The 12,356-nt window shown below is 60.6% G+C and carries 14 protein-coding genes; 7 read left to right on the forward strand and 7 right to left on the reverse strand.

Annotated elements, in window-relative coordinates:
• The first annotated feature begins 404 nt into the window (after nt 1-404).
• Complete coding sequence (gene cax / locus I6F35_RS35875) at nt 405-1,508, forward strand: calcium/proton exchanger (protein WP_225122348.1); 1,104 nt, start codon at nt 405-407, stop codon at nt 1,506-1,508.
• Nucleotides 1,509-1,553: 45 nt separating this feature from the next.
• Here cax and I6F35_RS35880 read toward each other — a convergent pair whose 3' ends face one another.
• Nucleotides 1,554-1,730: a hypothetical protein gene (locus I6F35_RS35880; RefSeq protein ID WP_225122349.1), complete on the reverse strand. Its 177-nt coding sequence runs from the start codon at nt 1,728-1,730 to the stop codon at nt 1,554-1,556.
• Between the two features lie 607 nt (nt 1,731-2,337).
• Between I6F35_RS35880 and I6F35_RS35890 the strand changes: the two genes are divergently transcribed.
• The 4 genes from I6F35_RS35890 (at nt 2,338) to I6F35_RS35905 (ending at nt 6,919) form a co-directional block, all read left to right on the forward strand.
• The gene (locus I6F35_RS35890; protein WP_225122398.1) at nt 2,338-2,709 is read left to right on the forward strand and encodes a hypothetical protein; all 372 of its coding nucleotides are present in this window, start codon (nt 2,338-2,340) and stop codon (nt 2,707-2,709) included.
• 804 nt (nt 2,710-3,513) lie between these two features.
• The gene (locus tag I6F35_RS35895; protein ID WP_225122350.1) at nt 3,514-5,475 is read left to right on the forward strand and encodes a PAS domain-containing sensor histidine kinase; all 1,962 of its coding nucleotides are present in this window, start codon (nt 3,514-3,516) and stop codon (nt 5,473-5,475) included.
• A 770-nt stretch (nt 5,476-6,245) separates the two neighbouring features.
• The gene (locus tag I6F35_RS35900) at nt 6,246-6,455 is read left to right on the forward strand and encodes a cold-shock protein (protein WP_225122351.1); all 210 of its coding nucleotides are present in this window, start codon (nt 6,246-6,248) and stop codon (nt 6,453-6,455) included.
• A 122-nt stretch (nt 6,456-6,577) separates the two neighbouring features.
• On the forward strand, nt 6,578-6,919 hold the full coding sequence (locus I6F35_RS35905) for a hypothetical protein (protein ID WP_225122352.1): 342 nt from the start codon (nt 6,578-6,580) through the stop codon (nt 6,917-6,919).
• A 32-nt stretch (nt 6,920-6,951) separates the two neighbouring features.
• Here I6F35_RS35905 and I6F35_RS35910 read toward each other — a convergent pair whose 3' ends face one another.
• A complete protein-coding gene (locus I6F35_RS35910; RefSeq protein WP_225122353.1) occupies nt 6,952-7,206 on the reverse strand; it encodes a hypothetical protein in 255 nt (84 codons plus the stop codon).
• Nucleotides 7,207-7,328: 122 nt separating this feature from the next.
• Complete coding sequence (locus tag I6F35_RS35915; RefSeq protein ID WP_225122354.1) at nt 7,329-7,736, reverse strand: four-helix bundle copper-binding protein; 408 nt, start codon at nt 7,734-7,736, stop codon at nt 7,329-7,331.
• A gap of 297 nt (nt 7,737-8,033) precedes the next feature.
• On the opposite strand from I6F35_RS35915, the gene I6F35_RS35920 reads away from it, so the two are divergent.
• The gene (locus tag I6F35_RS35920; RefSeq protein ID WP_225122355.1) at nt 8,034-9,506 is read left to right on the forward strand and encodes a methyl-accepting chemotaxis protein; all 1,473 of its coding nucleotides are present in this window, start codon (nt 8,034-8,036) and stop codon (nt 9,504-9,506) included.
• A gap of 6 nt (nt 9,507-9,512) precedes the next feature.
• Here the strand turns inward: I6F35_RS35920 and arsC are convergent, their stop codons facing one another.
• From arsC to I6F35_RS35940, 4 genes are read right to left on the reverse strand one after another with little or no spacing between them, the layout of a single operon-like run.
• On the reverse strand, nt 9,513-9,914 hold the full coding sequence (gene arsC / locus I6F35_RS35925; protein WP_225122356.1) for an arsenate reductase (glutaredoxin): 402 nt from the start codon (nt 9,912-9,914) through the stop codon (nt 9,513-9,515).
• On the reverse strand, nt 9,911-10,966 hold the full coding sequence (gene arsB / locus I6F35_RS35930; protein WP_225122357.1) for an ACR3 family arsenite efflux transporter: 1,056 nt from the start codon (nt 10,964-10,966) through the stop codon (nt 9,911-9,913). The genes arsC and arsB overlap by 4 nt, the downstream gene beginning before the upstream one ends.
• Nucleotides 10,967-10,969: 3 nt before the next feature.
• Nucleotides 10,970-11,497 carry an arsenate reductase ArsC gene (locus I6F35_RS35935; RefSeq protein WP_225122358.1) on the reverse strand — a complete coding sequence of 176 codons (528 nt, stop codon included), beginning with the start codon at nt 11,495-11,497 and terminating at the stop codon, nt 10,970-10,972.
• Nucleotides 11,490-11,852, reverse strand: a complete 363-nt coding sequence (locus I6F35_RS35940) for a metalloregulator ArsR/SmtB family transcription factor (RefSeq protein WP_225122359.1) — start codon at nt 11,850-11,852, stop codon at nt 11,490-11,492. The genes I6F35_RS35935 and I6F35_RS35940 overlap by 8 nt, the downstream gene beginning before the upstream one ends.
• A 143-nt stretch (nt 11,853-11,995) precedes the next feature.
• Here I6F35_RS35940 and I6F35_RS35945 point away from each other — a divergent pair, with 143 nt between their 5' ends.
• Nucleotides 11,996-12,313: a metalloregulator ArsR/SmtB family transcription factor gene (locus tag I6F35_RS35945; RefSeq protein WP_225122395.1), complete on the forward strand. Its 318-nt coding sequence runs from the start codon at nt 11,996-11,998 to the stop codon at nt 12,311-12,313.
• Nucleotides 12,314-12,356 lie beyond the last annotated feature (43 nt).

Here is a 12,356-nt window from a genome sequence, read left to right on the forward strand (position 1 = left end):
GCGCCAGCGTCGGGGCGCCAGAACCACACGACTTCGCCGTCCACGGATAGTCACGCTCGTCAGTCGCAACACCCGCGTCCACCGCATCTCACCGCAACGTTCGTGACGATCGCGAGCCGCCCCTCATTCGGATGAGACGCGCGGATTAATAATGCTGATTTGCCCGACGACGGAAGCGGAATGTTTTTTGCGGCAAGGCTGGACGGGACAAATCACGTTGGAATCGCTTGGATATTTCGCCTTGCGCGCACGCGACATTGGACGATTGCGGTGACAGAGCGTCGGCACTCCGCGCCTGTTTCGCCTGGTCAATCGGTATCGGCCCGCCTTGAGCTAGATCAATAACACGCGCGTTTCGGCGCTCAGAAAAAGTGTCGTCGATCTGCTTGCGGCGAGACGCGGCAATGAACCTTCTGCTCAAGGAAATCCGGCACAGCCCCTTACTCTGGATGCTGGTTTTCGTGCCTATCGTGCTGGTGGCTGAACGAACAGCGCCGTCCGCTCACACCGCACTGTTTGTACTCGCTGTCCTGGCTATCGTGCCGCTTGCGGCTCTGCTTAGCCTCGCAACCGAGAGCGTTGCCGAAAAGACGGGTGACGCGATAGGTGGCCTGCTCAACGCAACGTTGGGCAATCTAACCGAATTGATCATCGCGATAGCCGCGCTGCGCGCTGGAGAGTACATGCTGGTGAAGGCGTCGATCGCTGGCGCCATCGTCACCAATTCGCTGTTCATGCTGGGAGCCTCATTTCTGCTCGGTGGGCTAAGGCATCACGTTCAGGACTACAATCGCGCCGGAGGAAGGCTGTATTCGGCGTTGCTGTTGATGGCCACGATCGCTCTCCTCGCACCGGCAGCGGTCGCCGACCTCGATCCGGCACGAGGCGAGGTGATGGCGCAGAAGCTCAGTGCAGGTCTTGCTGTGTTGCTCATACTTGCCTACAGCCTGGGCCTGCTGTTCTCGCTCAAGACGCACAAGGAACTGTTCGCGAGCGAGGATCACGGCGAGGCCGGCGGAGCTGGTTGGCCGATCGGACTGGCGATCGGCACACTCCTTGTTGTCACGGTGCTGGTTGCCTTGGTGAGCGAGATTTTCGTCAGTTCGGTGCAGAAGGCAGGAGAGACGTTAGGGATAAGCCCTGCCTTCGTCGGCTTCATCATCGTCGCGCTTGTCGGTGCCGCGGCGGAAATGGCGGTCGCGTTTTCTGCGGCCCGCAAGAACCGCCTCGATATGAGCGTCAGCATTGCGCTCGGAAGCGCCTCTCAAATTGCCCTGTTCGTTGCGCCGGTACTGGTGCTTCTCAGCTACGTCGTCGGTCCGAAACCAATGGACTTGCAGTTCTGGCCCGGCGCCGTGACCATGGTCATGATCGCCACCGTTACGTCCTGCTTCATCACCAATAGCGGACGGTCAGCATGGTTTATTGGCGCCTTGCTGCTATTCATCTACGTGATCTTCGCCATGACGCTGTATATGGTGCCGCCGGGATCTCACCAGCCGATCTGAACGAGGCCGAGCCCGCTTAGCGCCTGCAGTCTGCCGGTTCTGCGCTCAATCTTGCTTACGCCGGTTCTGATCGAGGCGCAGCCTCTGCGCTCTCATGCGCTTTATCTCCTCGTCGAGCTCGTCCATTTTTTCGCCGAACCGCTCGTTCTTCGATTTAGGCGGCTCGCTGCCGCGCAGCTTTTCAAGCGCCTTCTCGACTGAGAGCTTGGGAGTGTCGCCCATGTTGGATCAACCTCATCATGACTGGGTCGTCGGGGTTCACGAGTATGGCCTCCGGCTTCCGACCAAGCCGAGGCAATCTGAACCTGCCGTCGAACTTCAATCCCGGACATCGGCAATTGCAGCAGCGGCGCCGCCGCGATCGGTCAGGTCCGGTGGAAGCGGCGGCAAATCTGAGCGCAGGCGGCAGCCGCCTTAGGGCACTGCCGTCCGCAACCGGTCGATTTCGACAGAGCATTTCGGTTCTGATTGAGTCAGAACCGAAGCTCTAGATTCTTGTTTTGACGCGTTTTCTTCACGCGGACCGGTGTCCACTTCGCTCGAAAACGCTTCAGTACCGATATCCGTAAGGATACTGACCCGGGCAGACCCAATTGCCGTAGGTGTCATACGTGCAGCTGTTGTAGCCGCCGTAGTAGCCGTAGGCCCCTGCCGCGGCGGCTCCTGCCGCTGCCGCACCCAGGCCATACGCCGCTCCTCTCCACGCCCCGCGATAAGCCGCATTGCGGTAAGCCCCTCGGGCCACCGCCGCGCGAGCAACCGGGCGCCCTGCTATTGGCCGATATCCGTATCCTCGTCCGGCGACCCTGTATCCGCCGACGCGCCCGGCATGAACGGCACCGCCCCGGAACTGAGCGGCGCGCATGCCGCCACCATGAAATCCGCCGCCGGCACGGAAGCCGCCGCCTCCACCACGGCGGGCAAACGCATCATCCGGAACCAAACTGGCGGCGACAAGGACGGCTGCCGCCAAGCCGATGAGACCGTAACGAACCATGGGCATCCTCCCGATATTGAGGTGCCGTCGATCCGATGGCTCCGGCAACGATGCCCGCCAATGGGCGACCAGCACCGTCCACAGTTTTCGACGCCGGCCTGCATCTCCTTTGACTTAGATCAAGGCTTTCGCAGTCTCACCGTCCACCCGCAGAGCTTGATCCAGATCAAAACGCCCCGAAGCTTTGGCCGAAATCGTTCATGACCCTGTTGCCGCGGCGGCCCTTCAACATCGGAGTCGAGGTCATGCTTATGGCGGCATTCTTGCGGCGATCATGAACGCGGTTATCGGTGCCGTGCTTCTCCTGGTCATCATCGGGTTGGTTCAACAGAAGACGGCCTAGCTACACGTGCCATTCAAGCCAAGTCAGTCGCTCGCCGGCATCGAACCCAGGATCCATCTCGCCGTTCGTGGTCAATGGATTCCGGGTTCGCGCTACGCGCGTCGAGGTTTGTGCAAGCGAACGGGCGAAGTTGCGGTTGCATCTAGTGACGAGGACGTCGCTTGGATTGGCCGCGGGCTTTCTTGGCGAGCAGGCGTTTCAACTTCGCCCGTAACCGAAGAATCTCTTCGTACTGGACGCGCAGATCATTTCTGATCAAGGGCGACGATGGTGGGTCATTGCGGCGGTTGCGGTTGGGCATACCGCAACCTAGTGCCAAGTTTTCCCAGCCGCAGCTCAATACCAGAATTAAGCTTGATACTGCGGTTTCAGGTTAATTCTGGAACCGTATTTCCTCGCCTTCGGACACTCACCAACGCAAGCCGGATTCCGATAATCGGAAGACTGGTCATGGGGCTCGGAGCCTGCCGGCCTCCATCAAAAGGCTGCCCCCGATAGGTCGATCGTTAATACTGCTTCGCGATCACGGTGAACCATTTGACCAGTGGCGGAACCAATTGGAGTTACTGCTATTGTTGTGAGCAAAGCCGCTGATCTGCAGCGCAGAATCCATCATCTCGTTTTGATCGAGTGCGCCCCCAACACGCGAGCAGCCCGTCCCAAGCATGGAACACGCAGTAAACCAAGTAGCGGACGCTCAACGCCTTCAACTCCTCATTGATGCAATTGTCGACTACGCCATCTACATGATCGAGCCCGATGGCACGATCGCGAGCTGGAATTCCGGTGCCGCGCGCCTGAAGGGCTACCGCGCCGACGAAGTCATCGGACAATCGTTCTCGATGTTCTATACGCCTGAGGATCGCGATGCCGGACTGCCACAGAGGGCGATCGCGACCGCCGCCGAGAAAGGACGATTCACTGCCGAAGGCTGGCGGGTGCGCAAGGACGGGAGCCGGTTCTGGGCGATGGTCGTGCTCGATGCCATCAAGGATGAACAAGGCAAGCTGCTTGGTTTCGTCAAGGTCACGCGCGACATTACCGAGCGGCAGGAGGCCCACGAAAGACTTCTGGAAAGCGAGCGGCGTTATCGGCGACTGATCGAAGCCGTGGTCGACTACGCGATCTTTCAGCTCGATCCCGCCGGTAATGTCGTCACCTGGAACCCTGGTGCGCAGCGGATCAAGGGCTATGAGCCGGATGAAATCATCGGGCAGCACTTCTCACGCTTCTACAGAGACGAAGACCGAGCCCTCGAAATTCCAAGGAAGGCACTGGAGCAGGCCGCGCGCCAGGGCCGCTTCGAGGCGGAGGGCTGGCGGGTCCGCAAGGATGGCTCGAAGTTCTGGGCCTCGGTCGTCATCGACCGGATCACAGACGAGAACGGCGAATTGGTCGGATTTGCCAAGGTCACGCGGGACATCAGCGAACGCAAGCAAGCTCAGGAAAAGTTGGCGGAAGTTCAAAAGCAGCTCTTGGCATCGCAGAAGCTCGAAGCGGTCGGACAGCTCAGCGGCGGCATCGCCCACGACTTCAACAATTTGTTGATGATCGTGATGGGCAATCTCGAAACCGCCGAACGCCACCTGAAGCAGGTTCCGGTCAGCAGCAATATCCAGCGCGCGCTTGGTCACGCCAAGCGCAGCGCACAGCGCGCGGCGGCGCTCACCAGCAGGCTGCTCGCCTTCTCACGCCGCCAGGCGCTCGACCCGCGGCCGATGAACCTCAACAAGTTCCTCAACGGCTTGCAGGACTTCCTGCAGCGGACGCTCGGGGAGCGGATCGAAGTCCAGAGCGTCGGCGGCGCCGGGCTCTGGCAGGTCGAGGTCGATCCCGACCATCTGGAGTCGGCCATCGTCAACCTGGCGATCAACGCCCGCGATGCGATGCCGCAGGGCGGCAAGCTCACGATCGAAGCGGCGAACGTCGCCGCCGACGAGGAATATTGCCTGCGCAATCCTGAGCTGGCGCCGGGGCAGTACGTGGCGCTTTGCGTCACCGACACCGGCACCGGCATGAGCCAGGACGTGCTGCAGCACGTCTTCGAACCCTTCTTCACCACCAAGGAAGCGGGCGCAGGCACCGGGCTCGGTCTCAGCCAAGTCTACGGCTTCGTCAAGCAATCCGGCGGACACGTCAAGATCTATAGTGAGGTCGGACATGGCACGACGGTCAAGATGTACTTCCCGCGCTTCCATGGCGTGGTCGAGGAACCGGATGACGTCAGTGAGCCGGTCGCCGAAGGCGACAAGATGGAGACGATCCTCGTCGTCGAAGATGACGATGACCTGCGCGCCTATGTCAGCGACGTCCTGCGCGACTTGAACTATCGCGTGCTGACCGCCTCGAGCGCGCAGGCAGCGCTCACACTGCTCCTGCAGGATCAACCTCATATCAACCTGATGCTGACGGACGTGGTGATGCCGGGCATGAACGGTCGCGAGCTCGGCAAGCGCGCCATCCAGATCCGGCCGGACCTCAGGATCCTCTACATGACCGGCTATTCGCGCAACGCCATCGTCCATCAGGGGCGGCTCGACAAGGGGGTCGAACTGGTGGAAAAGCCGGTGTCGCAGGCAAAGCTCGCCTTGCGTGTGCGGGAGATACTGGACCGCCCTAGACCGTGATGAACATACGTTGATCATCGCTATGACCTCCTCCCCGTTTGACGCAGGGGTATCGCATATAGCTGTTTAATGGCTGTGAACGAGGCGGGCCTCATGGTTCGAGACGCGCCGCAAGCGGCGCTCCTCGCCATGAGGGTCTAAGAATTCCGCCGCGAAATCAGACCTCATCCTGAGGAGCCCGCCCAAGGCGGGCGTCTCGAAGGATGGGCCGCGAAAGAACCGCCTACCAAGTTCTATTTCATATGCGATCGCCCTCCCCGTTGACGGGCGATCAACGGAAGGAGGTATCTCGATGAAAATGGGGAGCGCCGCCTTTACAGACTTGCCACTCCTACTTCTCCGGGAGCAGCGCAACCAGTCTCACTTCAAGAAGGCGCGTCCTAAGGAATTTCATTGCAAATTTCGCGTGGCAGCGCGCATTCCTGGTGACGTCAGCCACTTAACTTAAGCGGCAGCATGAGCGGGAGCCAGCAGGCGCGTCGCGGGAGAGCGGGGATGGTTCTCCTGCCAGAGTGAGAGGCCTAGGCGACGCCTGCGGACGCGATCCCATCTACTCCTTCACGATAATCGCGTCTGAGATGACATTCTTTATTGGCGGGAGTGACGTCGATACACCTTGCATTCTCATGTGAAGTATCTATGTTCCAAATGTTCGATAGCCGCTGCGCCTTGTTGAACGGTCCAAGCGGCCCTTTTCCAAAGACATCGTCGATTGAATTTGAACGCCGCGTAATCCCGCGCGACGTTTTCACATGCTTTGGAGAAGAAAAATGTCCACAGGTACAGTCAAGTGGTTCAACGCCCAAAAGGGCTTCGGATTCATCCAGCCCACCGATGGCGGCAATGATGTGTTTGTTCATATCAGCGCGGTTGAACGCGCCGGCCTTGTCGGACTCGCCGAAGGCCAGAAGGTTGGCTTCGACGTGAAGACCGACCGCATGCGCGGCAAGACGAGCGCGGAAAACCTTTTGCTGGTTTGATGGCTTCATCCGGCATTATCCTCGAGGTCCTGCCGGGTCGTTATCTCGCCCTCCCACGGATGTACTGGGATGGCGACGCGGCCTGCTCAATTGTACAGGTTGAGCAGGCCAACTGCGGTTAGATGCCGCAGACCATTGTCGGCCTGCAACAAACCATTCCGGGTGGAATTTGTTCTTGGTTGCTCAGTGCACCGGTTTCTATAATTGTTCCTAACTCTGAAACGAGAACCGCCATGCCAGAACGCCGCGAGCTCTATCGCAGTCCGAACGGAGATGCCTGGTTCTTGGGGCGCGAACCGACGACGGGAAATGCGTTCATCATCCATCAGCCAAATGCGCCTTCTGGAGGTCGGCTCTCGCATATCGAGCTGGGGGAGTTCTTGCGGAGCGGCGTGAATGGACCCGAGCACCAAGCCCTTCTGCGTTTGATCGCTACGCTCGTCGAACAGCCGCCATACGCCTAAAGGACTGCAGGCGCTCTCCGCACTCGATTAGGCTATTTTGGTTCGCTCTGTTGCCGTTCCTTCTCAGCCACGTTTACGGCATCGAGCGTGCTGCGGATGTATTCAGTCAGATCACCGACCTCATCACGCATCGCCTGTTCCGAGATTCCTTCGCGCTCAGCCATTTCGCGGCATCGCTGCGTCAATTCCGCCACGTCTTGGGACGCGCCAGCGGTTCCCGACTGCTCAGCGGCGTGAACACTGTTCCGGATCCAAAAGTCGATGAATTCTCGTGCCTCGGTGCTCATTGCTCCCCCTGAACCAAAGTAATCTCACCTGTCAAAAAGCCCCCGGCTCATGACGTAAGTGCGCGACACGAGAATCGCACAGCCGGGCCCAGTTGCGTTTTCGGCGGACCTGCCGGCTCCTCTCAATGCGCCATGCTGCGTCCGGCCTCGTCGCAGGCCTGCATGCAGCGGCGGCAGGCATCGGCGCAGATGCGGCAATGCTCGTGCTCGCCTGCATGCTTCTGGCATTCGTCGGCGCAGAGCCGGCAGGCCGCGGCGCAAGTGTGCAGCATGCGGCGGATCATTTCGTCGTCCCAGCCCGTCTGACGCGTGGCCATCCTGCCAGTGATATTGCAGACGTCCGCGCAGTCGAGGTTGAGACGGATGCATTGCGTCAACGACTTGACCATGTCCTCCGCGAGGCAGGCGTCGGCGCAGGAGGTGCAGATCTGGGCGCAGGAGTAGCACTGCTCAATGCAGCGGGCGAGCAAGCCATTATTGCCCCTGCCATGAGCCTGTGGGTGCCGGCTGATCATTTCCTGGACTTGCATGGAACTCTCCGCAGGTTTTTGAGGGGTTTCCTCGTTCGCCTAATCGCCGAACTCCAGAAAGGTTCGGCGCTCGCGCGCAAGTCTGCCGGCGAAAGCGAAATCGCCCGGAATAGCAGCACAAAGTTCCCGACCCCGCGACCGATCGCTTGCGCGGCACACCCGTACGACGAGAGTTGTAGTGTACAGGTTTGAAAACGCTCGGTCGAATCACTTACCGTACTTTCCTCTTCGATTCTTCGCAGCTTACGGGGCTGCTGCGAAGGCATCCGTGAACGTTGCAACGCTGGGGGAAAGCCGATGCTTTCGGGCTTCAAGCCGAAAGGCTCGTTTCGATTGCTGGATCACATGCCGATCAGCGTGATGATCTGCGAACTGACCGATTTCAAGATCGTCTATCTTAACGAATCCACCAGGCAGAATCTCAGGAAGATCGAGCATGTGCTGCCGGTGAAGGTCGACGCCCTGCTCGGCCAATCGATCGACATTTTCCATAAAGATCCTCAGCGCCAGCGCCGGCTGCTGTCCAATCCGAAGAATTTGCCGCACAAGGCGCGCATCACGATCGGCGGGGAGACCCTCGACCTCACGGTGACCGCGATGCTGGATAGCCGCGGCCGCTACACCGGACCGATGCTGACCTGGGAGCTGGCCACCGAAAGGGCCAAGCTCGAGGCCGAGACCGAGCGGCAGTTGCAGATGCTCGACAACATGCCCATCAACATCATGATGTGCGACGCCGATACCAGGATCACCTACATCAACAAGACGAGCTTGAAGACGCTCGAAACCGTCAAGCACCTGCTTCCGGTTCCGCCGGACCAGATTCTCGGAAAATCCTTCGATATCTTTCACAGGAATCCGCAGCACCAGCGGCGCATCATCGCAGATCCCCGGAATCTGCCGCACGCGGCCAAGATCAAGCTGGGACCGGAGACACTCGACCTGAGGGTCTCCGCGCTGTCAGACAAGAACGGCAACTATACCGGCGCGATGCTGAGCTGGGCGGTGGTCACCGGCAGTGTGAAGCTCGCCGACGACTTCGAGAAGAACGTGAAGAGCCTGGTGGGCACGCTCGCTTGGGCCTCCAGCCAGATGCAAACCACGGCGCAGTCGCTGTCGGCGACTGCCGACTTCGTCAATCAGAGGTCATCGAGCGCGGCATCGGCCTCCGAACAGCTCTCGTCCTCGGTCAACGAGATCAGCCGGCAGGTCTCCGAAGCCAGCCGCGTCGCCAAGGCGGCCGTCCAGGAGGCCGAGAAATCGGACAGGCTGGTCACCGGGCTGGTGACCGTCGCGCAACGGATCGGCGACGTCGTCGCCCTGATCAGCCAGATCGCCGGCCAGACCAATCTCCTCGCCCTGAACGCCACCATCGAATCCGCCCGTGCCGGCGATGCGGGCCGAGGCTTTGCCGTGGTGGCGTCGGAGGTGAAGGCGCTGGCGGGCCAAACCGCGAAGGCAACCGAAGACATCGCCGCGCAGATCCAGGAGATGCAGGCGGCAACCGGCGACACCGCAGCCGCACTCAAGGCGATCTCGCAAACGATCAATCAGATCAACGAGATCTCTACCGCGATCGCGAGCGCCGTCGAGGAGCAGGCCGCCGCCACCAAGGAAGTCACCACCAACATCAACGGGACCAATCGCGCCATCGGCGACACCAGCCAGGCCGCCGGCAACGTGCTCGCCGCCTCGGGCAGCCTCGCGAAGAACGCGTCCGAGCTGGAAGTGGAGGTCGACAAGTTCCTGGCCAGCGTCCGCGCGATGTAGCGCGAGTCAGCTCTCGATGACCTCGCCGTCTTCCTTGACGAAGCGGCCGATATGCGGATTGGGCAGCAACGGCAATACTGCTTCGGACGGCCGGCACAACTTGACCCCTTTGGGGGTCACCACAATCGGACGATTGATCAGGATCGGATGCGCGAGCATCTGATCAATCAGCTCGTCATCGGACCATTTTGGATCATCAAGACCGAGTTCTTGAAAGGGCGTGCCCTTCTCGCGCAGCAGGGCGCGCACCGGAATGCCCATCGCGGTGATCAGTTCCTTGAGCTTCTCGCGCGATGGTGGCGTCTTCAGATATTCGATGACGATGGGTTCGACCCCGCTCTGCCGGATCATGGCGAGTGTGTTGCGCGAGGTGCCGCAATCCGGATTGTGATAGATCGTAACGGTCATCGTCTCACCTCCACCGCAGCACTCGTCGCGCCGGCCGCGGCTTCGTACCACCCCCTCGTCGCCTTGACGATGCGGACCACCGAGAGCATCACCGGCACCTCGACGAGGACGCCGACGACGGTCGCAAGCGCCGCCCCCGAGTCAAGACCGAACAGGCTGATTGCGGCGGCGACCGCGAGCTCGAAGAAGTTGCTGGCCCCGATCAGTGCAGCCGGAGCGGCCACGCACCAGGCCACGCCGAAACGCCGGCTCAGCCAGTATGCGAGGCCGGCGTTGAGGTAGACCTGGACCAGGATCGGCACGGCAAGGATTGCAATCACGACCGGTTGCCTGACGATCTGCTCGCCCTGAAATCCAAACAGGAGGACCAGGGTGGCCAGCAACGCGACCAGAGAGAGGGGTTGCAGCGTTCGCATCGTGCGCTCGAAGGCTCCGCCGCTGGCGCGCAGCAACGCGCTCCGCCACAGCTGCGCGACAGCGACGGGCACCACGATGTACAGGATGACCGACAGCAGCAGCGTGCCCCATGGAACGGTGATCGACGCCACGCCCAGCAGAAGCCCGACCAGCGGCGCGAACAGGAAGACCATGATCACGTCGTTCAGCGCGACCTGGCTGAGCGTGTAGTGGGGCTCACCCTCGCAAAGGTTGGACCACACGAACACCATCGCCGTGCAGGGCGCGGCCGCGAGCAGGATCAGCCCGGCAATATAGGAGGGAATCTGCCCTGACGGCAGCCATGGCGCAAAGACGTGGCCGATGAAGAACGAGCCAAGCAACGCCATCGAGAACGGCTTGACGGCCCAGTTGATGAACAGCGTCACGCCGACGCCGCGCCAGTGCTCGCGCACCTGTCCAAGCGAGCCGAAGTCGATCTTGAGCAGCATCGGCACGATCATGAGCCAGATCAGCACTGCGACCGGCAGGTTGAACTTGGCGATCTCGGCGGCTGCAACCATGCCGAAAAAGCCGGGCATGATGTGCCCCAGCGCCACGCCGACCAAGATGCAAAGCGCAACCCAGAGCGTAAGGTACCGTTCGAAGATATTCATGGTTCAGGCCACGTCGTTTCGGGAGGAAGTTGCACCATCCGAGCGGCCGATCTCGCGCAGCCTGGCCCCGAGCGACAGCCTGTCGATGCTTCGGAGCGGAAGGCTGACGAAAGTGCCGATGCGATTTTTCAGGTAGCGGAACGCAGTCATGAACGCCGCCTGCCGTTCCAGCTCCGTCCCCTGGGCTTCGGCGGGATCCTCGATGCCCCAATGTGCGGTCATCGGCTGGCCGGGCCAAACCGGGCACGCCTCGCCGGCGGCGTTGTCACAGACAGTGAAGACGAAATCCATCACCGGCGCATCGGGAGCAGCGAACTCGAGCCAGCTTTTCGAGCGCATGCCATTGATGGGATAATCGAGGCTCTCAAGTGTGCGCAGCGCCAGCGGATGCACCGCGCCCTTCGGTGCGCTGCCGGCGGAGAACGCCTTGAAACGTCCTGCTCCGTCCTTCCGCAGGATCGATTCTGCCATGATTGAGCGCGCGGAATTGCCGGTGCAGAGGAACAGAACGTTGTAGACCTGATCAGCCACGGGTTCGCTCCTTTCGTTTCGGAGAACAGCACGACTGCAGGCTTTCGACCACCGGCGTGCAGACTTCCGGCCGCCCGTCGCAGCAATCCCGCAGGAGGAACACCGCAACGTCCCGAAATTCTGTGAGATTGGCGCGGTAGACGATCGAGCGGCTGTGCCGTTCCGACGTCACCAGGCGCGCGCGGGTCAAGATTGACAGATGCGCCGATAGCGTGTTCGGCGGGACCTCCAACAGACGGGCCAGATCGCCCGCGGCGAGGCCGTCAGGTTCGTGCCTCACGAGCGTCCGAAACGCCTCCAGACGGGTCGCCTGCGAAAGGGCGGCGAGTGCCAGAACGGCTTCTTCAGTTTCCATATATCCAGATTTATGGAAATAACGACACCGTGTCAACCGCCAATGGCTTCCATCGGCGAGACTGGAATAATCCCGTCTTTCTTATTTCTAACATTCTAGAAATATGGTTGACTGCTCCTGGCGGGGGATGCATGGTGCGCTTCATGAAGATAGATGACGCAGCAGCCCGACTCGAAGCCCTGGGCAACTCGACCAGGCTGAAGATTTATCGCGCCCTGGTCCGAGCCGGCCATACCGGAATGCCCGTCGGCCGGCTGCAGGAGCGGCTGAAAATTCCGGCATCGACTTTGTCGCATCACGTCAAGGCGCTCGTTTCCGTAGGGCTGATCTCTCAGGTGAGAGAAGGCACCACGCTCGTTTGTCATGCCGAATATGACACGATGCGGAGCCTGGTCGATTTCCTGGTCGCCGAGTGCTGCGCGGAAGAGACACAATGCAAAGGGGCCCAGTCGGCGGCCTGATTTTTTTGCCTTCTTATTTGATAATTCTAGAAGGATGGGAGAA

Origin of the sequence: Bradyrhizobium sp. BRP22, assembly GCF_020194175.1 — a bacterium.
Lineage (GTDB): Bacteria > Pseudomonadota > Alphaproteobacteria > Rhizobiales > Xanthobacteraceae > Bradyrhizobium.

Excerpts from the sequence above, each read along its gene's own strand:
- arsC (WP_225122356.1), bottom strand. The coding sequence starts at position 9,914 with ATGACCGTTACGATCTATCACAATCCGGATTGCGGCACCTCGCGCAAC.
- I6F35_RS35890 (WP_225122398.1), top strand. The coding sequence starts at position 2,338 with ATGAACGGCACCGCCCCGGAACTGAGCGGCGCGCATGCCGCCACCATG.
- I6F35_RS35940 (WP_225122359.1), bottom strand. The coding sequence starts at position 11,852 with ATGGAAACTGAAGAAGCCGTTCTGGCACTCGCCGCCCTTTCGCAGGCG.
- cax (WP_225122348.1), top strand. The coding sequence starts at position 405 with ATGAACCTTCTGCTCAAGGAAATCCGGCACAGCCCCTTACTCTGGATG.
- I6F35_RS35915 (WP_225122354.1), bottom strand. The coding sequence starts at position 7,736 with ATGCAAGTCCAGGAAATGATCAGCCGGCACCCACAGGCTCATGGCAGG.
- I6F35_RS35905 (WP_225122352.1), top strand. The coding sequence starts at position 6,578 with ATGCCGCAGACCATTGTCGGCCTGCAACAAACCATTCCGGGTGGAATT.
- I6F35_RS35880 (WP_225122349.1), bottom strand. The coding sequence starts at position 1,730 with ATGGGCGACACTCCCAAGCTCTCAGTCGAGAAGGCGCTTGAAAAGCTG.
- arsB (WP_225122357.1), bottom strand. The coding sequence starts at position 10,966 with ATGAATATCTTCGAACGGTACCTTACGCTCTGGGTTGCGCTTTGCATC.
- I6F35_RS35895 (WP_225122350.1), top strand. The coding sequence starts at position 3,514 with ATGGAACACGCAGTAAACCAAGTAGCGGACGCTCAACGCCTTCAACTC.
- I6F35_RS35910 (WP_225122353.1), bottom strand. The coding sequence starts at position 7,206 with ATGAGCACCGAGGCACGAGAATTCATCGACTTTTGGATCCGGAACAGT.
- I6F35_RS35920 (WP_225122355.1), top strand. The coding sequence starts at position 8,034 with ATGCTTTCGGGCTTCAAGCCGAAAGGCTCGTTTCGATTGCTGGATCAC.
- I6F35_RS35945 (WP_225122395.1), top strand. The coding sequence starts at position 11,996 with ATGAAGATAGATGACGCAGCAGCCCGACTCGAAGCCCTGGGCAACTCG.
- I6F35_RS35900 (WP_225122351.1), top strand. The coding sequence starts at position 6,246 with ATGTCCACAGGTACAGTCAAGTGGTTCAACGCCCAAAAGGGCTTCGGA.